The sequence below is a fragment of the Massilia alkalitolerans DSM 17462 genome, from assembly GCF_000427785.1.
In the GTDB taxonomy this organism is placed as follows: Bacteria; Pseudomonadota; Gammaproteobacteria; order Burkholderiales; family Burkholderiaceae_D; genus Telluria; species Telluria alkalitolerans.
This window is the reverse complement of record NZ_ATYR01000001.1, coordinates 359053-380443: the sequence shown is the minus strand read 5'-3', so window position 1 is coordinate 380443 and position 21391 is coordinate 359053. Positions and strand designations below refer to the sequence as shown.

Below are 21391 nucleotides of genomic sequence, written 5' to 3'. Positions count from 1 at the left end.
CCTTCGCGGGTACGACGGTCTTGGGGCTAACTAATGAGTCCATCGGCGCCATTTATTCGTAGGCCGGTCGCGACGGCCTTGCTGATGCTGGCCATCGTGCTGGCCGGCCTGGTCGGCTACCGCTTCCTGCCGCTGTCGGCGCTGCCGCAGGTGGACTTCCCGACCATCCAGGTGCAGACCCTGTATCCGGGCGCGAGTCCCGAAGTGATGGCGCGTACGGTCACCGCGCCGCTGGAGCGCCAGTTCGGCCAGATGTCGGGCCTGACGCGCATGAGTTCCACCAGCGCGGCCGGGGTGTCGGTGATCACCCTGCAGTTCGGCCTCGGCCAGACCCTCGACGTGGCCGAGCAGGAGGTGCAGGCTGCCATCAACGCCGGCGGCTCGCTGCTGCCGACCGACCTGCCGGCGCCGCCGGTCTACGCCAAGGTCAACCCGGCCGACGCGCCGGTGCTGACCCTGGCGATTACCTCCGACACGCTGCCGCTCACCGAGGTCCAGAACCTGGTCAACACGCGCCTGGCGCTGAAGATCAGCCAGGTTTCGGGTGTCGGCCTGGTGACCCTGTCGGGCGGCCAGCGTCCGGCCGTCCGGATCCAGGCCGATACCGAGGCGCTGGCTTCCTACGGCCTGGGCCTGGACACCCTGCGCTCCGCCATCACGGCGGCCAACGCGAATAGCGCCAAGGGCAATTTCGACGGACCCACGCGTTCCTACGCGATCAACGCCAACGACCAGCTGCTGGCGGTCGAGGACTACCAGAACCTGATCGTCGCGTACCGCAATGGCGCCCCGGTGCGCCTGAAAGAAGTGGCGCGCGTGGTCGACAGCGCCGAGAACGTGCGCATCGGCGCCTGGGCCAACATGAAGCCGGCCATCATCCTGAACGTGCAGCGCCAGCCCGGCGCCAACGTGATCGCCACCGTGGACGGCATCAAGGAGCGTCTGCCCGAGCTGCAGGCCGGGCTGCCGGCCGCGGTGCGCATGGACGTGCTGAGCGACCGCACCGCCGGCATCCGCTCCTCGGTCGAGCACGTGCAGATGGAACTGCTGCTGGCCGTGGTGCTGGTGGTGCTGGTGATCTTCGCATTCCTGCACAGCCTGCGCGCCACCGTGATCGCCAGCCTGGCGGTGCCGATCTCGCTGATCGGCAGCTTCGGCATCATGTACCTGATGGGCTACAGCCTGAACAACCTGTCCCTGATGGCGCTGACGATCGCCACCGGCTTCGTGGTCGACGATGCGATCGTCATGATCGAGAACATCGCGCGCTACATCGAAGAAGGCGAGAAGCCGATGGCGGCGGCGGTCAAGGGGGCGACCCAGATCGGCTTCACCATCATTTCGCTGACCGTGTCCCTGATCGCGGTCCTGATTCCGCTGCTGTTCATGGGCGACGTGGTCGGACGCCTGTTCCGCGAGTTCGCGGTGACCCTCGCCGTGACCATCCTGATCTCGATGGTGGTCTCGCTCACCCTGGTGCCGATGATGTCGGCGCGCTGGCTCAAGAGCCATGAAGAAGAGCGCCCGGGGCGCTTCGCGCAAAAGTCCCAGGCCTTCTTCGACCGCGTGATTGGGCGCTACGACGTGGCGCTGGGCTGGGTGCTGGCGCGCCAGGGACTGACCCTGCTGGTGGCCCTGGCCACCCTGGTGCTCACCGCGCTGCTGTGGGTGGTCATTCCGAAAGGCCTGTTCCCGACCCAGGACACCGGCCAGCTGCAGGCACGCCTGCAGGCGCGCCAGTCGATCTCGTATGCCGAGATGGCCAGGCTGCAGCAGCTTGCCGCCGCCGAAGTGCTGAAGGACCCGGCGGTCGCCTCGCTCAGCTCCTACGTGGGCGTGGACGCGGCCAACAACACGATGCTCAACACCGGCACCATGCTGATCAACCTGAAGGCCGAGGAACGCGGCGACCAGGAAGCGATCATGAACCGGCTGCGCAGCCGGGTAGCCAACGTGGCGGGCGTCACCCTGTACCTGCAGCCGACCCAGGACCTGACCATCGACGCCGAAAGCGGCCCGACCCAGTACCGCCTGTCGATCGAAGGCGCCGACAGCGCCACCGTGAACGAATGGGCCAGGAAGCTGGTCGCCCAGATGGCCACCAAGAAGGAAGTGCGCAACGCCACCACCGACGCCGGCGCGGTCGGCAGCGCCGCCTACATCGACATCGACCGCGACACCGCCTCGCGCCTGGGCATCACGGCGGCCTCGATCGACGACGCGCTCTACAGCGCCTTCGGGCAGCGCATCGTCTCGACCATCTTCACCGAAACCAACCAGTACCGGGTGATCCTCGAGGCCCAGCAGGACGAGGCGATGTCGCTGGCAAGCTTGAACCGCCTGCAGCTGCGCACCAGCTCGGGCCAGCCGACCCCGCTGTCGGCGGTAGCCACCATCCGCGAGGCCGAGGCGCCGCTGCAGATCACCCACGTGGCCCAGTACCCGGCCGCCACCGTGGGCTTCGATACCGCCGAGGGCGTCAAGCTGGGAACCGCAGTAAATGCGATCCACGAAGCGGCCGAGGAAATCAAGATGCCGAACGCGGTCAGCATGACCTTCCTCGGCGCGTCCGGCGCCTACCAGGCCTCGCTGTCGAACCAGCTGTGGCTGATCCTGGCGGCCGTGGTCTGCGTCTACATCGTGCTGGGCGTGCTGTACGAGAGCTACGTGCATCCGCTGACCATCCTGTCGACCCTGCCTTCGGCCGGCGTGGGCGCGCTGCTGGCCCTGTGGGTGACCGGGCAGGGGCTCGGGGTGATCGGCATCATCGGCATCATCCTCCTGATCGGGATCGTCAAGAAGAACGCGATCATGATGATCGACTTCGCCATCGAGGCCGAGCGCGACGAAGGCAAGGCGCCGCTGGACGCGATCCGCCAGGCCGCGCTGCTGCGCTTCCGCCCGATCATCATGACCACGCTCGCCGCGCTGTTCGCCGCCGTCCCGCTGATGCTGGGCACGGGCGAGGGCGCCGAGCTGCGCCGCCCGCTGGGCCTGGCCATCTTCGGCGGCCTGATCGTCAGCCAGCTGCTGACGCTGTTCACCACGCCGGTGATCTACCTGGCCTTCGACCGCCTGGCGCAACGCCGGACCGGAAAAGCGCCGAACAAGCCGGAGAGGGTGGGCGCATGAACCTGTCGCGGCCCTTCGTCGAACGCCCGATCGCGACCGTCCTGCTGACGATCGGCCTGGCGCTGGCCGGCATCGCGGCCTTCTTCGTGCTGCCGGTCTCGCCGCTGCCGCAGGTCGACTACCCGACCATCTCGGTGTCGGCCTCGCTGCCCGGCGCCAGCCCGGAGACCATGGCCTCGAGCGTGGCCACGCCGCTGGAGCGCAGGCTGGGCGTGATCGCCGGGGTCAACGAGATGACCTCGAGCAGCAGCAACGGCTCGACCCGGGTCAGCCTGCAGTTCGACCTGAACCGCAAGATCGACTCGGCCGCGCGCGAAGTGCAGGCCGCGATCAACGCCTCGCGCGCCGACCTGCCGGCCACGCTGCGCAGCAACCCGACCTACCGCAAGGCCAACCCCTCGGACGCGCCGGTGATCATCCTGGCGCTCACCTCGAAGACCCGCTCGCCGGGCCAGATCTACGAATCGGTATCGAACCTGGTGCAGCAGCGCCTGGCGCAGGTGAAGGGCGTGGGCGAGGTCGAGATCGGCGGCGGCTCGCTGCCGGCGGTGCGCGTCGAGCTGCTGCCCTATGCGCTGAACAAGTACGGCCTGTCGAGCGAGGACGTGCGCGCCGCGATCCAGGCCACCAATGCCAACCGCCCGAAGGGTGCGATCGAAGGCGCCGGCAACCGCTTCCAGATCTATTCGCAGCCGGCCGGCAAGGAGGGCCGCACACCGGGCCAGGGCCGGCCGCAGGCGGCGGACTACCGCGACCTGGTGGTGGCCTGGCGCGACGGCGCGGCGATCCGCCTGCGCGACGTGGCCGAGGTGATCGACGGCGTCGAGAACGTCAACACGCTCGGCCTGTTCAACGGCCAGCCGGCGGTCATCGTGCTGGTGACGCGCCAGCCGGACGCCAACGTCATCGAGACCGTCGACGGCGTGCGCGCGCTGCTGCCGACCCTGCAGGCCCAGCTGCCGGGCGACGTGAGCCTGCAGGTGGCCTCGGACCGCACCAATTCGATCCGCTCCTCGCTGCACGAGATCGAGTTCACCCTGGTGTTGTCGATCCTGCTGGTGGTGCTGGTGGTGAGCGTGTTCCTGCGCAGCCTGCGCGCCACCATCATCCCGGCGGTGGCCACCGTCGTGTCGCTGCTGGGCACCTTCGGCGTCATGTACATGCTGGGCTTCAGCCTGAACAACCTGTCCCTGATGGCGCTGACGGTGGCCACCGGTTTCGTGGTCGACGACGCCATCGTGGTGCTGGAGAACACTGCGCGCCACATCGAGTCCGGCATGGACCGCATGAAGGCCGCGCTGCTGGGCGCGCGCGAAGTGGGCTTTACCGTGCTGTCGATCTCGCTGTCGCTGGTGGCGGTGTTCATTCCGCTGCTGTTCATGGGCGGGCAGGTGGGCCGGCTGTTCCGCGAGTTCGCCGTGACGCTGTCGGCGGCGGTGATGATCTCGCTGGTGATCTCGCTGACCACGACGCCGATGATGTGCGCCTGGCTGCTGCGCAAGGAGGACAAGGACAAGAAGCCTGGGCTTCTCGCACGCTGGTCCGAGCGCGGCTTCGACCGCACGCTGCGGGTCTACCGGCACGCGCTCGACTGGGCGCTCGACAGCAAGCTCCTGGTGATGATCATCCTCGCTTTCGTGGTCGGCTTGAACGTCTACCTGTTCGCGCTAGCCCCGAAGGGTTTCTTCCCGCAGCAGGACACCGGCCAGCTCAACGGCGGCATCCGCGCCGACCAGAGCATCTCCTTCCAGGCCATGCAGGGCAAGCTGCGCCAATTGGTGGACATCATCCGGCGCGATCCGGCGGTCGACACCGTGGTCGCCTTCACCGGCGGCGGGCGCGCGGGCGGCGGTTTCATGTTCATCAACCTGAAACCCATCGACGAGCGCGCGAAAGGCGATACCGGACAGGCCGTCATCGCGCGCCTGCGTCCGCAGTTGGCGCGCGTCACCGGCGTGTCGATCTTCCTGAACCCGGTGCAGGACCTGCGCATGGGCGGGCGTTCCAGCAACTCGACCTACCAGTACACGCTCAAGAGCGACAACGCGGCCGACCTGAAGCAATGGGCCACGCGCCTGGCCGAATCGATGAAGCGCCAGCCGGCGCTGGTCGACGTCGACACCGACCAGGCCGAGAACGGCGTCGAGACCTTCGTCACCATCGACAAGGACACGGCGGCGCGCCTGGGCATCGGCACGCGCGACGTCAACAATGCGCTGTACAACAACTTCGGCCAGCGCCAGGTGGCCAACATCTACGACGAGCTGAACCAGTACCGCGTGATCATGGGCGTGGCCCAGCGCTATGCCCAGTCGCCGGAAGCCCTGCGCGACGTGTACGTGCCGGCGCGCGGCGGCGGCGGGACCACCGCGGGCACGCAATCGGCGTCCGGCACGGCCGCTTCGTCCACCAACCTGACGGCTGCGCGCGACCCGTCCAGCGGTGCGGCACTGTCCACCGGCGTCACCACCATGGTGCCCCTGAGCGCGATCGCCAGCTACGCGGAAAGCTCGACCCCGACCTCGGTCAACCACCAGGACGGCGAACTGTCGACCACCGTCTCGTTCAACCTGGCAGAAGGCTTCAACCTCGAGGACGGCCAGGCCGCGGTGAAGCAGGCCGAAGCCGACATTGCCATGCCGTCCAACGTGCGGGGCAGCTTCCAGGGCACGGCGCGCGCCGCCCAGGAATCCAGCAAGGAGCAGCCGATGCTGATCCTCGCGGCGATCGTCGTGATCTACATCGTGCTCGGCATCCTGTACGAAAGCCTGGTGCACCCGGTGACGGTGCTGTCCACGCTGCCTTCGGCCGGCGTGGGCGCCGTATTGGCCCTGCTGCTGTTCCGGATGGAGTTCTCGATCATTGCCCTGATCGGGGTCTTCCTCCTGATCGGCATCGTCAAGAAGAACGCCATCCTGATCATCGACTTCGCCCTCGAGGCCGAGCGCGCGCGCGGCCTGAGCGCGGTGGAGGCGGTGCGCGAAGCCTGCATCCTGCGCTTCCGCCCGATCCTGATGACCACCCTTGCCGCCGCTTTGGGCGCGCTGCCGCTGGCGATCGGCTTCGGCGAAGGCTCCGAGCTGCGCCGCCCGCTCGGCATCGCCATCATCGGCGGCCTGGTGGCCAGCCAGCTCCTGACCCTGCTCACCACGCCGGTCGTCTACGTCCTGCTCGACAAGCTGCGCACCAGGAAGCCGAACGAGCATGAGCTGACCCGCCATGCCGACCTCGATCAGCCGATCCCTGCAAAATAACGAATCCATGATGAGAACCCACGCCATGTACCGCCTTTCCCTCGTCGCCCTGGTCGCCGGCATCGCCGGCGGCTGTGCCGTCGGCCCCGCCTACCAGCGCCCCACGACGCCGGAACCGGTGGCCTTCAAGGAAGCCCAGGGATGGGTGCCGGCGGCGCCCGCCGATGCGCTCGAACGCGGACCCTGGTGGCAGCTGTTCGACGATCCGGTACTGAATGGGCTGGCGGATGCAATCGAGGTCTCGAACCAGAACGTGGCGGTGGCGGTCGCCAACTATGCGCAGGCGCGTGCGCTGGTGGCGCAGCAGCGCGCGTCCCTGTTCCCGACCGTGAACCTGAACCTGGGTGGCGAGCGCGCCGGCGTACGCGGGCAGGGCGCGGACAATGCCTATCGGCTGAACCTCGGCGGCAGCTGGGAGCCGGACGTATGGGGCCGCCTGCGGGCCAGCGTCACCAGCGCCCAGGCCAGCGCCGAGGCCACGGCCGCCGACCTGGCCAGCGCGCGCCTGTCGGCCCAGGGCGAGCTGGCGGCGAATTATTTTGCCGTGCGTTCCATCGACGCCCAGCGCAGCCTGCTGGCCCGCACCATCGCCGGCTACGAGCGCGAGCTGCAGATCACGACCAACCGCTTCAATGTCGGCATCGTCGCCCGCACCGACGTGCTGCAGGCCCAGACCCAGCTGGCCAACGCGCGCAACGACGAACTCTCCCTGGTGCGCCAGCGCGCCCAGTTCGAGCACGCGATCGCGGTCCTGGTCGGCAAGGCGCCGAGCGAGTTCACGCTCGCCCCGCTGCCCGAATGGCGCGTGACGGTGCCGGCAGTGCCGGTCGGGGTGCCTTCGCTGCTGCTGCAGCGCCGCCCGGACATCGCCGCCGCCGAGCGCGACGTGGCGGCCGCGAATGCGGAGATCGGCATCGCGCGCTCGGCCTACTTCCCGAACATCGGCCTGTCGGCTTCGCTCGGCACCGGCGGCAGCAGCGTGTCGGACCTGTTCTCGGCATCGCATGCCGCCTGGTCCTTTGGACTGTCGGCGGCGCAGGCGATCTTCAACGCCGGCGCCACCCGCGCCAGCGTGGCAGGGGCCGAGGCGCGCCACCAGGCGACGGTCGCGCGTTATCGCCAGACGGTGCTCACGGCCTTCGCCGACGTCGAGAACCAGCTCAGCGCGACCCGCATCCTGGAGCAGCAACAGGAGCTGACCCGGGTGGCTTCCGAAGCCGCCGACAAGGTCGAGCAGCAGATCCTGAACCGCTACCGCGCGGGGCAGGTGAGCTATTCGGAAGTGGTGCAGGCGCAGGCCACCGCCCTGAATGCGCGCCGCCAGCTGGTGCAGGTGCAGGCCGACCGCCAGGCGGCGGCGGTGGCGCTGATCCAGTCCCTGGGCGGCGGCTGGCGCGCGGGGCAGGAGCAGGGCTGAACTGCCCGTCATTACGCCAAAAAACGACCTCATGCATATATAACAAAGTTATACTGCCGGGTGCTTTTTACTCACCAGAGGTCCATTTTGTTCAAATCGTTCGTCCTGCCGGTGGCCTTGCTCGGCGTCGCAAACCTCGCGATCGCCGACGAAGGCCAGTGGCAACCGCACCAGCTGCCGCAACTCAAATCCGAGCTCAAGCGCATCGGCATCACCATCCCGGCCGAGAAACTGGCCGACCTGACCAGGCATCCGATGAGCGCCATCGTCTCGCTGGGCGGCTGCTCGGCGTCCTTCGTGTCGCCGGATGGCCTGGTGGTCACCAACCACCACTGCGCCTACGGCGCGGTCCAGCGCAACTCGACGCCGGAGAAGAACTACATCATCAACGGCTTCCTGGCCAAGAACCGCGCCGAGGAACTGCCGGGCGGCCCGAACACGCTGGTGTACGTGACCGAGAAGGTCGAGAACGTCACCGACCGCGTGCTGAAGGGCTTGAGTCCGGCCATGTCGGGCCGCGAGCGCCACGAGCTGGTGGAGTCGCGCATCAAGGCGCTGGTGGCCGAGTGCGAGACCGACAAGTCGACCCGCTGCTCGGTGCCGGCCTTCCACCGCGGCCTCGAGTACTACCGCATCAAGCAGCTGATGATCCGCGACGTGCGCCTGGTGTACGCGCCGTCCGACCGCATCGGCAACTTCGGCGGCGACATCGACAACTACGAATGGCCGCGCCAGACCGGCGACTACGCCTTCCTGCGCGCCTACGTCGGCAAGGACGGCCGGCCGGCCGACCCGTCGCCCGACAACGTGCCCTACAAGTCGAAGGACTTCCTGGTGGTCTCCGCAGAAGGCCTGAAGAACGGCGATCCGATCCTGCTGGCGGGCTACCCGGGCCGCACCAGCCGCTACAAGCTGCCGAGCGAGATCCGCTTCGCGCGCGACGTCGACTTTCCTGCCAAGGTAGGCAGCATCACCGCCGACCTGTCGGTGATCTCGGCCGCCACCATGGGCAACCCGGCCTGGGACGTGCGCTATGCGAGCGTGGCCAAGAGCCTGAACAACGTGCTCAAGAAAACACAAGGCCTGCTGGACGGCTTCGCGCGCAAGGACATCGCCGCGATCAAGGACGTGCAGGACGCCGAGTTCCGCGCCTGGCACAAGCAGAACGGCAAGGGCGCCAAGGGCCTGCTGGGCGAGCTCGATGGCGTGATCGCCCAGGACATGGCGGCCTCGCGCCAGGAAGCCGCCTGGCTTGAAGCGACCCACAGCGACCTGCTCAAGAGCGCGCGCACCCTGTACCGCCTGGCGCTGGAGCGCCAGAAGCCGGATGCGCAGCGTGAATCGGGCTACCAGGAGCGTGACCTGTCCTTCATCAAGGCGCGCCTGACCCGCCTCGAGCAGTCCTTCGTGCCCCAGGTCGACGAAGCCCGCTGGGGCGCCGCGCTGGCGCGCTATGCCCGCATCGATGCGAAGGTGCACCCGCAGGGCCTGGACGGACTGCTGCCGGCGCCGAACGCGTTGAATGCGATGTACAAGGCGACCGAGCTGGCCGACACTGCCAAGCGCCTGGCCTGGATCGGCAAGGATGCGGACGCTTTCCGCAAGTCGAACGACCCCTTCATCCAGCTCGCCGTGCGCCTGCACGAGACCGGCATGGCGCTGGAGAACCGCCGCAACGAGATCGACGGCAACCTCGAACGCGTGATCCCGCAGTACATGGCGGCCGTCATCGCCTGGAAGAAGTCGCAGGGCAAGCCGGTCTACCCGGACGCCAACTCGACCTTGCGCGTCACCTACGGCACCGTGGCGCCCTACGCCCCGCGCGACGGCCTGATCAAGGGCCCGTTCACGACGGTGGAAGGCATCGTCGAGAAGGCCACCAACAAGGATCCGTTCATCGCACCGAACGCACTGCTCGAGGCCATCAAGGCCAAGCGCTACGGCGTGTTCAAGGACCCGGTGCTGGGCACCGTGCCGGTGAACTTCCTGTCGAGCGCCGATACCACGGGCGGCAACTCGGGTTCGGCCGTGATGAACAAGCGCGGCGAACTGGTCGGGCTGAACTTCGATTCGACCTATGAATCGATCACCAAGGACTGGTACTTCGACACCGCGATCACGCGTGCGATCCACGTCGACATCCGCTACATGCTGTGGGTGATGAAGGAAGTCGACCACGCCGACAACCTGCTGAAGGAAATGACGATCAAGTATCCGAAGAAGTAATCGGGAAAGCTTGATCCAGAACCGCCGCCGGAGCGATCCCGCGGCGGTTTTTCTTTTGCTCACGGACGTGAGTATTTCCGCTTGTCTCGACCAGACGATTGACCTGCAACGTCTTTACATCCAATACTAAAAATGCAATTACAACAACATCATTGGAGACAGCATGAGAACACCAAGCTTGAAAGCCTTGCTGCAAGGCTGCGCACTATTCACGATGCTGGCCGGCGCATCGATGCACGCCCAGGCGGCATTCGGCGTCACCACGACCAAGGACGCCAGCGACAGGATCGTCAGCTACACCATCGACACCGGCGCCGGCCTGGTATTCAAGGTGCGCGGCCACCCGAACGATACCAGCACCACCTCACCGGGCGACCTGTCCAGCATCGTCTATAACGGCGTCGAATTCCAGGATGCGGGCCGCGGCACCCAGGTCAACAGCGGCTACGACTGGATCTATACGGACCAGACCGGGGTCGAGGTCAAGGCCGAGGTGGTCGACGCCAACGGCAATGCCGTGCCGGTGACGGTGCCGACTGCCGGCCAGAGCGCGACCACCGCGGCCAGCGACTACATCAAGGTGACGGTCAAGACCCTCGGCGGCGCGACCGGGGTCCTGACCCATTACTACCTGGTGAGGAAGGGCGACCCCAGGATCTACATGGGCACCCACTTCACCGCCGAGCCGACCGGCCAGGCGCTGGTGCGTTTCATCGCGCGCCTGCGCATCGCCGCGCTGCCCAGCGGCACGCCGGCCGGCACGCCCGGCGGCCTGGTGACGAATGCCGATCCGAACCGCCCGCCATCCTGGCCGGACGACCTGCGCGGCACCACCGGCGCCATCGAGTCGGGCGACATCTTCGGCATCAACAGCGGCGCGAATGCGGGCGAGACGCGCTCCAAGCACTACTCCAACATGCGCCTGAAGGACTGGTCCCACATCGGCGGCACCGGTCCGAACGTCGGCGTGTGGATCGTCCGCGACAACAACGAAGGCGGCTCCGGCGGACCGTTCTACCGCAGCCTGCTCAACCAGATCACCAGCACCAACAACGAGATCACCTACATCGTTAACTATGGCGAGGGCCAGACCGAAGCCTTCCGCTTCAACCGCCTGAATGCCTACACCATGGTCTTCAACAACGGCGCGGCGCCGGGCAGCGTCGATACCGCGTGGTTTTCGAAGATGAACCTGCTGGGTTACGTGCCGCCGACGGCGCGCGGCAACGTGTTCGTGCCGGCCATCTACGGCCGCAACCCGGCCTTCCCGTACACCGTCGGCTTCGCCAACGCCACCGCGCAATACTGGGCCGATGCCGCCAGCCACGACGGCAATACCCAGGCCAACGGCATGCTCCCCGGCGCCTATGCCATGACCGTCTACAAGAACGAACTGGCGGTCGCCACGTCGACGGTCAACGTCACCGCAGGCACCACCAATATCGTGCCGGCGCTGACGATCGCCGCCGATCCGCTGGTGAACACCGACGACCCGCGCGGCAAATGGCACATCGCGAAAGGGGACCCGAGCCTGACGCAGGCGCTGTTTCGCATCGGCGAGTGGGACGGCACGCCGAGGGAATTCCTGAATGGCGACAAGATCACCATCATGCATCCGTCCGACGTGCGCATGAGTCCGTGGTTCACGACGGCCAGCAGCGCCGATCCCTACCGTGTCGGCACCTCGGCGCCCGGCCTGCACATGCCGGCCTTCCAGTGGAAGGGCTTGAACACCGCGCCGAACGGCCCGGTCACGATCAGCTTCGCCCTGAAGGCGAGCCAGATCTCGGCCACGTCGACCTACCGCTTCAGGATCGGCATCACCGCTGCGCAGGCGGGCGGGCGGCCGCAGATCAACGTGAACAGCTGGACCTCGCCTTTTGTCGGCTCGCAGTCGGGCGACCTGTTCCCGCCGGGCCAGCCATCGACCCGCACCATGACGGTCGGCACCTACCGCGCACGCAATATCACCTACGACTACACGATTCCGGCCAGCGCGCTGATCGCCGGCCAGAACACGCTCAAGATCTGGGTCGTCAGCGGTTCGACCAGCGCGTCGAGCTGGCTGACCCCGGCCGTCTCCTTCGACGCGATGGACCTGGTGAAGATTAACTGAACATATTCCTGATGAAGCCCAACATGAAACTCAACTCTCTTTGCCTGACCCTTGCCGCCGCATTTGCCATCGGCAGCACCAGCGCCAACGCCGGCGTCCTCACCGTCGCCAGCCCCAACGTGCCGGTCGAGATCTGCGATACCTGCACGGTGGGTTCGACGCTGAACGTGGAACGCCATGGCCGAGTTCTGGACGTCAACGCACTGGTCAACATCACCCACGGCTGGGATGCCGACCTGGTGCTGAGCCTGACCCATGAGGGCGTCACCGTGCTGCTCTCGAACCGCCAGGGCGGCTCGGGCGGCGCCAACTATACGGATACCCTGTTCGACGATGGCGCCGCCATCAGCATCGCCGAAGGCTATGCCTATGCCCCGTACACCGGTTCGTTCCGGCCGGAGGAGGCATTGGCCGCCTTCATCGGCCACAACGTGTTCGGCGCCTGGACCCTGACCGTGGTGGACAGCGAAGCCGGCGACGCCGGCAGCATCGACGGCTGGGCGCTCGCTGCCGAGGTGCCGGAGCCCGGCTCGCTGGCCCTGTTCGCGGTGGCGGCGCTCGGCCTGGGCGGTGCGCGCCGCCGCAGACTCAGGTAAAGCGGATCTCGAAGCGGGTCTGGCCCTGGCCGGTGGCGGCCAGCGAGTAGGGCAGGCCGTGGCGCATCAGGACTTCGCGCACGAACATCAGGCCGGCCTTGCCCGGTTGCGGGCAATGGTGCCCGGATCCGGACGGTGAGCCTTGCGCATTGGTCGGCGAGTGGCCATAATCGCCTGCTGACCTGACCCTGCGTCCGCCGCATCGAATGAACGAACCGCTCGCCTTTCTCGGTTTCAGCACCACGCCGCTGGAACTCATCTCCTTCCTGCTGGCGGTGACCACCGTGCTGCTGAACATCCGCCAGAAGCACTGGGCCTGGCTGTTCTCGATCGCGTCGTCAGCGACCTTCGCGGTGGTCTTCTTCGAGGCCAGGCTGTATGGCGACATGGGCCTGCAGTTCGTGTTCATCGGCGCCTCGGTATGGGGCTGGTACCAGTGGCTGCACGGCGCCGGCGACCAGCAACTGGTGGTCACGCGCCTGAAGCCCGCGGGCTGGGGCTGGTCCATCGCCGCCTGGGCCATCGGCTTCGTGCTGCTGTCCCAGTTCCTCGACCACCTCACCGACACCGACGTGCCGCATGCGGACGGCTTCCTGACCGCCGGCAGCCTGGTGGGCCAGCTCCTGCTGGGCCGCAAGAAGGTCGAGAACTGGCTGGTGTGGATCGTGGTGGACGTGCTCTACGTCGGCCTGTACATCTACAAGGACCTGCACCTGACCGCCATCCTGTATGGGGTGTTCGTGGTGCTGGCCTGGACCGGCTGGCGCGCCTGGTCGAACATCGCGCGGAGGGATGCGTGAAGGCGAAGCCGATGCGCATCGCCGTGCTCGGCGCCGAATCGTCCGGCAAATCGACCCTGTGCGACGCCCTGGCGCGGCGCTACGGCACCGTGTGGGTGCCGGAATACCTGCGCGAATTCGTCGATACCCACGGCCGCGTGCCGGACGAAGAAGACCAGTACCCGATCGCCTGCACCCAGCGCGCGCGCGAGGACGAGGCGGCCGCGCGCGCCGTACGTTTCCTGTTCTGCGATACGACACCCTTGATGACGGCGCTGTACAGCCGCCAGTACTGGGGCCGGGTCGACCCGCAGCTGGCGCGCCTCGCCGGCAGCCACGACTACGCCTGGACCCTGGTGACGGCGCCCGACAGCCCCTGGGAGCCGGACGGCCTGCAGCGCGAATCGGAAGAAGTGCGCCAGAAGGTGCACCGGATGCTGGTCGAGACGCTGCAGGCGCGCGCCATCCCCTACGTCCTGCTCGAAGGCGGCCTGGAACACCGCTTGCGCCAGGTGGAGGGTTTGCTGGGGCCGGCCTGCTGACTCTTTGTCACCTGATTGATGTGGATTGAAAAGACAAGTGGTTACATTTGCCTTTTTGTTGCCGTATGGTATTAGAATGTTTTTCTCAGCTTTGATAAATACGGCGGTGCGCTGTGAAAAACTGGATAGGCCGCCTGCTCGGCGGCGCCGAAAAGGAGACCGCTGCCTCAGCCGCCATTGACGCGGCCGCGGTGGCGAATGAGACCGATATGGCGGCCGATGTGGATGCTGCCTACTACCGTTGGCTGGCCGCCTCGAGCGGCACCAACGCCAGCTTGGCAATCGAACAGCAGATCCTCGACGAGGTGCGCGCCCTCACGGACAACCCCGAAAGCGCGTCCGGCCTGGTGCCGCGCGTGCCGGAACTCGTGACGCAGCTGCTGGGTGCCCTGTCGGACGAGAACATCTCCACTAGTGCGCTGTCGGCCGAGGTGGGGCGCGACCTGGTGCTGGTCGCCGAAGTGATCCGCGAGGCGAACAGCGCCTATTACCGGCCGGCCAAGCCGATCGAGACCCTCGACGGCGCGGTGACCATGCTCGGCCTGAACGGCTTGCGCATGCTGCTGGCGCGCATCGCGATGCGGCCGCTCATCCGCGTGAAAGCGCAGGGCGTCGCGCGCCAGGTGGCGCCGAACGTGTGGCGCCACTCCGAACGCTGCGCCTTTGCCGCCAGCGTGATGGCGCCGGGCCTGTCGGCCGGCGTGTTCGAATCCTACCTGGCCGGCCTGATGCAGAACGTGGGCCTGCAGGTCGCGTTCCAGATCGCGGACCGGGTCTGCCAGGGCAAGGTGCCCGGTTCGGGGACCTTCGGGATCGAACTGTTCGAGGCCAGCCGCCAGCTATCGGCGGTGATCGCCCGCCACTGGGACTTCCCGGCCGAGGTGGTCGAGGCGATCGCCTGGGCGGGCGACCCCGACGGGCCGCACCTGGCCCAGGCGCTGACCCAGGGCGACCGCATCGCCAAGCTGCGCCTGCTGCTCGATGCGGAGGTGATCGAGCCGGACGACAGTTTCGTGACCAAGGGGCTGGATGGCTTCCAGCGGCGCTGCCTGGGCAAGCTTGCTGAGCTGGCGGATTGAGTATGCGTTGACCGTCGCGTGGGCGGCGAAGCCGCCCACGCTACAACTTCTTAGAAGTCGAACTGCGCCGACACCCTGAACGTGCGCGGCGCGCCCGGCAGCAGGTAGCCGCCCAGCGACTGCGTCACGTCGCGCCAGTAGAACTTGTCGAACACATTGTCCACGCGGGCGCGCAGGATGGTGTTCATCCCACCCAAGCGCAGCGCATACGAGGCGCCCAGCGCGGCCACGTGGTAGCCCGGCACGATGGCGCGGTTGGCCGGGTCGAAGGCCTTGCTTCCCGAGTACTGCCAGGTGGCGTCCACTTTCAGGCCACGCAGCGCCGGCACCGCGTATTCCACCCACGCGGTCGAACGGAATTCCGGCACGTTGGTCACGCGCTTGCCTTCGACATCGGGGTCGCCGGTGCCGGTCTGTTCGGCGTCGAGCGCCATCAGGGACAGGCTGTAGTTCAGGTCAGGATTGAGCTTGCCCTGGGCCGCCAGTTCGACGCCGCGGTGGCGCTGCTGGCCGGCGCGCACGAAGAGGTTGGCGGCGTTGACGTACTCCAGGCCCTGCTTGACCTCGAAGGCAGCGGCCGACAGCATCACCGCATTGCCCACCACGCCCTTGACGCCCACTTCCACCTGTTTCGAACGGCTCGGCGGCAGCACGCTGTCTTCGTTGGCGGTGCCCATCTCGGCAATGCCGCCGTGCTGCAGGCCGTGGCTCAGCGAACCGTAGACGCTCCAGTCGCGCGCCGGCTTGTAGACCAGGGCGACGCTCGGCAGCACGAAGGAATCGTCGGCATGCACCCAGCCCTGTTCGATTTCGGCCAGCTCGTCACGCTTGAGCTTTACCCAGCGCAGGCCGGTGTGCAGCGTGAGCTTGTCGGACAGCGCCGCTACGTCCTGCACGAACAGGGCGCTTTCGCGATCGCTGCGGCGCTCCATCACCGGGCCGGTACGCGGATTGCCCGGGGCCGGATCGACGGCCTGGTTGTTCCAGATGTTGCTGTAGCCGGCGTAGTCGTAGACGTATTCGCCGAAGCTGTCGTGGCGCTCGGACAGGGCGGCGCCCACGGTCAGCTGGTGGCGCACGGCGCCCGTGGCGAAGCGTCCCTGCAGCTTGGCCTGCAGGCCCCACGGCGTCCGGCGCTCGCCCACGCTCTGGTAGTCATACACGTCGTAGTCGCCGTTCGAGCAGTAGCCCGGATAGAAGCCCTCGCCCTCGTTGCTGCAGCCGTAGGGGAAGGCGGTGTAGTCGTCGCGCTTGAACCAGTGCTTGTTGGCGTTGACCGTCGCGGTCCAGTCCGGATTGAGGCGGTATTCGAAGCGCAGTCCCAGGTTGCTGCTGTCCGTCTCGACCGGCCTGGTCCAGGGTTGGTCGTTCAGCAGGGCCTTGGCCGAGACACCGGTCGGCAGGACTTCGTTGCGCAGCAGCTGGTAGCCCGGCGCCGTGATCTGCGCCTTGTGCTGGTGGTCGACGTCGAGCTGGAGCAGGGCGTCCGGGCTGATTTGCCAATCGAAGGCGGCGGAGACGAACTGGCGTTCGCCGTCGGCGCCGCGCACGTAGGACTTCAGGTCCTCGGCTGCGGCATTGAGCCGATAGCCGAAGCGGCGGTCTTCGAAGCGGCCGCCCAGGTCGATCGAGCCGTGCAGGGTGCCGCGCTCGCTCACTTCCACCAGGGCCGAACGCAGCGGCGCATTGGTCGGGCGCTTGGTGACGAAGTTGACCATGCCGCCCGGCGCCGCGACGCCCGCCTGCAGGCCAGCCAGGCCGCGCAGCACTTCGATGCGTTCCTTGTTCTCCAGCGGGATCTGGGTGTCGGCGGAAATCGCGATGCCGTCCTTGCGGTAGCTGGTGGCGTTGTCGAGGGCGAAGCCGCGGATCGAGAACTGTTCGGCATAGCCGATCGCGTTGTAGGCGTCGCCGATCGAGGCGTCGTAGCGCGCGGCGTCGGTCACGTTGCGAATCGACAGGTCCAGCATCTGGGTGCGGTTGATGGCGGTGATTGACGCCGGGGTGTCGAGCAGCGGCGCATCGCTGAAACCGCCGATGCTGGCGCGCTCGCTGGCGACCCAGCGGCTGCCGGTGACGACCACCGAGGCGACGCCTTCGGTCTCTTGTGCGGATGCGGTAGTGGAGAAGGCCTGCAGGACGGCGCAGGCAATCAGGGAATACTTCAGCTTGGATGTCATGGTTTGCTCGTCTTCGCGCGCCACGTCGAACATGGCGCGCTGCTTTCATTAAAAAAGCCGGAGCCAACGTGGGGGAAGGGCAAACAAGAATGGGAACTGCGTTGCGCTTTCCTTCGCTGGCATTATCCAGATCAGGTACGAAGGGTATCTCTCACCCGGCAACGCGTTTCTCGCGCATGCCAGGACCCCTAGCGAGGCGGCAGTGTACCACGGACCCGGGAGGCCGTGGTGAAAGTGGCAAGTTGGGCTTCTATGCGATATCAATATCGTTTGACAACTAATGTTTCCAAAACGTAAAGTTGGGCGATCTACTTTTTCCCGGCATGGTCCGGATCATCCATCAAGGAAACCCATGGTCAAGTTGTCGCTTGTAATTCTGTCCACCGCGCTGCTGGTAGCGTGCACCAAGGAGGCGCCCAAATGTTCGGAACCATCCACACTCGCGCTGGTGAAGCAGATCTTGCTGGACGAGATGAGCGCCGATGCCGAGACGAAGAAACTCGTCGACAGCTACATCAGCTTCGAGAACACGCGTCCTTCCGCGTTCGACGAGAAGATCAGGAAATTCAGCTGTGAAGCCAGCATGTCGGTGCGCGCCGGCGGCGAAGGCAGCGGCAGCTACAATGTGCCGATCGAGTTCGAGTCGCAGCTGGACGACAAGGGCGACCATATCGTTGCCGTGACCAAGCTCCTGCCCGGCGACCGGCAGCAGGTCGTGGCCCACCTGAACGCTGCTCTCGCGCATGCGAAACCGGCGCCGGCGCCGGCTGCCGGGGCGGAAGCCCCGCAGGACGGCGCAGCCGATGCGGCCGCTGCCTCCGAACCGGCGTCGTCAGGCGACACCGCCTCGACGGTCGAAACCGCAGGGATCTGCCAGGGCCTCGATCTGGCGGTGACGGTCGATCAGTCGGAATGCATCGGCCGCAAATTCGCGATCGCCGACAAGCAGCTGAACGAAGACTACAAGCGCCTCATGGCCTCCTTGAGTCCGGAGCGCCAGGCTGAACTGAAATCCACCCAGCGGGCCTGGATCCAGGAGAAGGAACGGGCCTGCGAGGAAGCAGGGAAAGAGGCCGAAGGCGGCACGCTCCAGCCGATCCTGATCGGCGACTGCACCGTGAGGATGACGCAGGAGCGCATCGCCTTCCTCGCCCGCTTCCGCTGAGGAGCGGGCCGGCGCTCAGGCTTCGGCCGTGGCCGGCGCCGCGACCGCGCGCGCCTGGGTATGGGCGGCCGGCACCATGTGGCGCAGCATGGTGCTGCGGGTGGAGTCGCCGATGGCGCGCCAGTATTCGCGACGCTGGGCGGCGCGCTTGCGGTGCTTGGACGGCATGTCGGCCAGCGGCTTGAGGTAGAAGGGCAGGCGGATCAGGTAGCTGCGGCCCGGCATCTCGACCCCGCCGAGGATCTTCCAGAAACCGTCGTAGGCATTCTCGAAGTGCTTCAGGTCGGCCGGATCGTAGGCGATGTGCGAGGTGCACTTGATGGCCACCACCTGGTCGATGCCCAGGGCCTGCGCCACGCCCTGCATCGCGGCGAAGCAGAAGAAGCTCGGCGAGTTGTTGGGGAAGGCTTCTTCGAAAGCGTCGAAAGCGGCGCCGGAGTCAAGCCAGCGGCCCTGGTTGCGGGTGACGAAGGGCACGGTGGGCAGCTCGCTGCCTGCCAGCAGGCCGTCGATCCAGGTATAGGACAGGCGGTGAAGGTACTTGCCGTCGGCGACCAGCGAGATGGTGAGGTCGCCCTCGGCATCGTGGCGCGGCGCCATCTCGAGGCGCAGCAGGAAGCTGTGCTCACCCGTGTCGTGCTGCCACAGCGTGAGCCCGCCGCCGCCGTAGACCGCCTGGTGGTAGGCATTGCTGAAGGCAGCGTCCTCGAAGCGGTAGTGCGACAGCACGCACTGCACGCGCTCGCGCGCACTCAGGTCGCGCGCCAGGTAGCTGCGGTGGCTCAGGTGGTGGAACAGGTCGTCGTTGGGGGCGGCCGCGACGAAGCGGCGCACCAGGTCGAGGCGGCACAGGGCCTGGTGCTCGCGCCAGTAGCGCAGCACGCGCAGGCTGCGCACGATGCTCAGCATCCAGGAGGCAGGCGTGTACTGGCTGCGGCGTGCAATCCAGTGCTTGGTCAGGTGAGCGAAAATCATGTGAGCGCTCCAGTCGGCGTAAAGTTTGCGGGCGCCACGGCGGCGCCACTGTCTTTATCTTCGATGCCCGCTACGTGGGTGCTCGGAAAACCTGCTGCGCGCTGCAGTGGGGTTTCAGGAGGCCCACGAGTCTGAACGGGCTTGCATCGCAGAAATCACATTCTGCCATGCAATTTGCCAGGATGCTAACTCGTGCTGTGGTAATACGGAGAACGCTGGGGGATGTGAATGAAACCGCTGGGACGGGTTGCGTTCATGTTGTCTCTCTCTCGTGGTTCGTCTTGCTTATTTTTTACCGCTTTTGCGACTTTTTGTTTTCGCCTGACAGGCACTACAAGATTACCATGTTTGTGCGGCGACACGCTTCCGATTCATCATCGATAATTGCGCCAGACCGAACCAGACCGGAGGTGCGAGATGGCGTATGAACTTTTTTACTGGCCGGGTATACAGGGGCGTGGCGAGTTCGTCCGGCTTGCCCTGGAAGAGGCGGGGGCCGAGTACGTGGACGTGGCGCGCCGCGAGGGCGGCATGGACCTGCTGCTGTCGGCGCTCGAGACCGAATCCCGTCCCTCGTTCGCGCCGCCTTTCCTGCGTGCCGGCGAGCTGACCATCGGCCAGGTGGCAAACATCCTGCTTTACCTGGGCGAGCAGCATGCGCTGGCGCCGCGGTCCGATCCGGGCCGGCTGTGGACCCACCAGCTGCAGCTGACCATCGCCGACCTGGTCACCGAGATCCACGATACCCATCATCCGATCGCCACCTCGCTGTATTACGAAGACCAGAAGCCGGAAGCGCAGCGCCGCGCCGCCGACTTCATCGAGACGCGCCTGCCCAAGTTCTTCGGCTATTTTTCGCGCCTGCTCACCAATCCCGAGCAGCGCGACTGGCTGGTAGGCGACAAGCCGAGCTATGCCGACCTGTCGCTGTTCCAGGTGATCGAAGGCCTGCGCTATGCCTTCCCGAACGCCATGAAGCGGCTCGAGGGCGAGTATCCGGCCCTCGGTGCACTGCGCGACCGCGTGGCGGCGCGGCCCAATATCGCGGCCTACCTGGCCTCGCCGCGCCGCATCCCGTTCAACCAGAACGGGATCTTCCGCCACTATCCCGAACTCGACGAGTGATCACTCCCATACGGGCGCGAACTCGGGGCTGACCAGGCGCTCGCCGCGGTCCAGCGCATCGATCGCGAGCAGCTCGTCGCGTGTCAGCACCAGGCTGCCGGCGGCCAGGTTGCTGGCCAGGTTGGCGCGCTTGGTCGACGAGGGGATGACGGCATAATCCTTGGCCATCAGCCAGGCCAGCGTCACCTGCGCGGCCGTGGCGCCATGGCGCGCGGCGATTCCCTTGATGACCGGATCATCGATGACCTTGCCGTAGGCGAGCGGCATGTAGGCGGTGATATGGATGCCCATCTCGCGTGCGAAGGCGGCGACCGTCCGGTTCTGCAGGTAGGGATGCAGCTCGACCTGGTTGGTGGCGATGTTGTGGGCACCGATCGCATTGATCGCTTCCCGCATCATGGCGACCGGGAAGTTCGAGATGCCGATGGCTCCCGTGAGACCCTGTTCGCGTGCGCCAAGGAGGGCCCCCATCGATTCGGCCACCGGCACCGCGGCGCCCGGCGAAGGCCAGTGGATCAGGGTGAGGTCGACCTGGTCCAGGCGCAGCTTGCGCAGGCTCTCCTTCAGGCTGGGCACCAGGACCTCGCCAGCCAGGTTCTCCGTCCAGATCTTGGTGGTGAGGAAGACCTCGCTGCGCGCGACCTTCGACGCGGCCAGTGCGCTGCCGACGGCTTCTTCGTTGCCGTAGATCTGGGCGGTGTCGATGTGGCGGTAGCCCAGTTCGAGTCCGTTGCGGACCGAATCGATGGCCTGCTGGCCCTGCAGGCGGAAAGTGCCGAGGCCGAGTTGTGGCATGTGCATGGTG

14 protein-coding genes and 1 riboswitch are annotated in these 21391 nt (G+C 66.7%); of the genes, 11 read left to right on the top strand and 3 right to left on the bottom strand.

What is annotated here, in order from left to right:
* Positions 1–33: 33 nt before the first annotated feature.
* From YWC_RS0101740 to YWC_RS0101695, 9 genes are all read left to right on the top strand, one after another.
* Positions 34–3132: an efflux RND transporter permease subunit gene (locus YWC_RS0101740; protein WP_027863835.1), complete on the top strand. Its 3099-nt coding sequence runs from the start codon at positions 34–36 to the stop codon at positions 3130–3132.
* Complete coding sequence (locus YWC_RS0101735) at positions 3129–6386, top strand: efflux RND transporter permease subunit (RefSeq protein ID WP_027863834.1); 3258 nt, start codon at positions 3129–3131, stop codon at positions 6384–6386. Before YWC_RS0101740 ends, YWC_RS0101735 begins: the two co-directional genes overlap by 4 nt.
* A 10-nt stretch (positions 6387–6396) precedes the next feature.
* Positions 6397–7803, top strand: coding sequence for an efflux transporter outer membrane subunit (locus YWC_RS0101730; RefSeq protein WP_027863833.1), 1407 nt, complete (start codon positions 6397–6399; stop codon positions 7801–7803).
* Between the two features lie 87 nt (positions 7804–7890).
* Positions 7891–10029, top strand: a complete 2139-nt coding sequence (locus YWC_RS0101725) for a S46 family peptidase (protein WP_027863832.1) — start codon at positions 7891–7893, stop codon at positions 10027–10029.
* Positions 10030–10192: 163 nt separating this feature from the next.
* Positions 10193–12145: a rhamnogalacturonan lyase B N-terminal domain-containing protein gene (locus YWC_RS0101720; protein WP_027863831.1), complete on the top strand. Its 1953-nt coding sequence runs from the start codon at positions 10193–10195 to the stop codon at positions 12143–12145.
* Between the two features lie 23 nt (positions 12146–12168).
* Positions 12169–12741 carry a proprotein convertase P-domain-containing protein gene (locus YWC_RS0101715; protein ID WP_169728073.1) on the top strand — a complete coding sequence of 191 codons (573 nt, stop codon included), beginning with the start codon at positions 12169–12171 and terminating at the stop codon, positions 12739–12741.
* A 206-nt stretch (positions 12742–12947) separates the two neighbouring features.
* Entirely contained in the window at positions 12948–13541 is a 594-nt protein-coding gene (pnuC, locus tag YWC_RS0101705; RefSeq protein ID WP_027863829.1) for a nicotinamide riboside transporter PnuC, read from the top strand.
* An 11-nt stretch (positions 13542–13552) separates the two neighbouring features.
* On the top strand, positions 13553–14062 hold the full coding sequence (locus YWC_RS0101700; RefSeq protein ID WP_036212651.1) for an AAA family ATPase: 510 nt from the start codon (positions 13553–13555) through the stop codon (positions 14060–14062).
* A 113-nt stretch (positions 14063–14175) separates the two neighbouring features.
* A complete protein-coding gene (locus YWC_RS0101695; protein WP_027863827.1) occupies positions 14176–15141 on the top strand; it encodes an HDOD domain-containing protein in 966 nt (321 codons plus the stop codon).
* A 50-nt stretch (positions 15142–15191) separates the two neighbouring features.
* Here YWC_RS0101695 and YWC_RS0101690 read toward each other — a convergent pair whose 3' ends face one another.
* Positions 15192–17321, bottom strand: a complete 2130-nt coding sequence (locus YWC_RS0101690) for a TonB-dependent siderophore receptor (RefSeq protein ID WP_027863826.1) — start codon at positions 17319–17321, stop codon at positions 15192–15194.
* A gap of 91 nt (positions 17322–17412) precedes the next feature.
* Positions 17413–17521, bottom strand: a riboswitch (TPP riboswitch).
* A gap of 152 nt (positions 17522–17673) precedes the next feature.
* Here YWC_RS0101690 and YWC_RS31360 point away from each other — a divergent pair.
* Entirely contained in the window at positions 17674–18486 is an 813-nt protein-coding gene (locus tag YWC_RS31360; protein WP_051306126.1) for a lysozyme inhibitor LprI family protein, read from the top strand.
* 15 nt (positions 18487–18501) lie between these two features.
* Here the strand turns inward: YWC_RS31360 and YWC_RS0101680 are convergent, their stop codons facing one another.
* Entirely contained in the window at positions 18502–19461 is a 960-nt protein-coding gene (locus YWC_RS0101680) for a DUF535 family protein (protein ID WP_027863825.1), read from the bottom strand.
* A 417-nt stretch (positions 19462–19878) separates the two neighbouring features.
* Here YWC_RS0101680 and YWC_RS0101675 point away from each other — a divergent pair, with 417 nt between their 5' ends.
* The gene (locus YWC_RS0101675; protein ID WP_027863824.1) at positions 19879–20586 is read left to right on the top strand and encodes a glutathione S-transferase; all 708 of its coding nucleotides are present in this window, start codon (positions 19879–19881) and stop codon (positions 20584–20586) included.
* On the opposite strand, the gene dkgB is transcribed toward YWC_RS0101675, so the two are convergent.
* Positions 20587–21387: a 2,5-didehydrogluconate reductase DkgB gene (gene dkgB, locus YWC_RS0101670; RefSeq protein ID WP_027863823.1), complete on the bottom strand. Its 801-nt coding sequence runs from the start codon at positions 21385–21387 to the stop codon at positions 20587–20589.
* Positions 21388–21391 lie beyond the last annotated feature (4 nt).

Coding starts and splice junctions, on each gene's coding strand:
- YWC_RS0101740 (WP_027863835.1), top strand. CDS start 34: ATGAGTCCATCGGCGCCATTTATTCGTAGGCCGGTCGCGACGGCCTTG.
- YWC_RS0101735 (WP_027863834.1), top strand. CDS start 3,129: ATGAACCTGTCGCGGCCCTTCGTCGAACGCCCGATCGCGACCGTCCTG.
- YWC_RS0101730 (WP_027863833.1), top strand. CDS start 6,397: ATGAGAACCCACGCCATGTACCGCCTTTCCCTCGTCGCCCTGGTCGCC.
- YWC_RS0101720 (WP_027863831.1), top strand. CDS start 10,193: ATGAGAACACCAAGCTTGAAAGCCTTGCTGCAAGGCTGCGCACTATTC.
- YWC_RS0101715 (WP_169728073.1), top strand. CDS start 12,169: ATGAAACTCAACTCTCTTTGCCTGACCCTTGCCGCCGCATTTGCCATC.
- pnuC (WP_027863829.1), top strand. CDS start 12,948: ATGAACGAACCGCTCGCCTTTCTCGGTTTCAGCACCACGCCGCTGGAA.
- YWC_RS0101700 (WP_036212651.1), top strand. CDS start 13,553: ATGCGCATCGCCGTGCTCGGCGCCGAATCGTCCGGCAAATCGACCCTG.
- YWC_RS0101690 (WP_027863826.1), bottom strand. CDS start 17,321: ATGACATCCAAGCTGAAGTATTCCCTGATTGCCTGCGCCGTCCTGCAG.
- YWC_RS31360 (WP_051306126.1), top strand. CDS start 17,674: ATGGTCAAGTTGTCGCTTGTAATTCTGTCCACCGCGCTGCTGGTAGCG.
- YWC_RS0101680 (WP_027863825.1), bottom strand. CDS start 19,461: ATGATTTTCGCTCACCTGACCAAGCACTGGATTGCACGCCGCAGCCAG.
- YWC_RS0101675 (WP_027863824.1), top strand. CDS start 19,879: ATGGCGTATGAACTTTTTTACTGGCCGGGTATACAGGGGCGTGGCGAG.
- dkgB (WP_027863823.1), bottom strand. CDS start 21,387: ATGCACATGCCACAACTCGGCCTCGGCACTTTCCGCCTGCAGGGCCAG.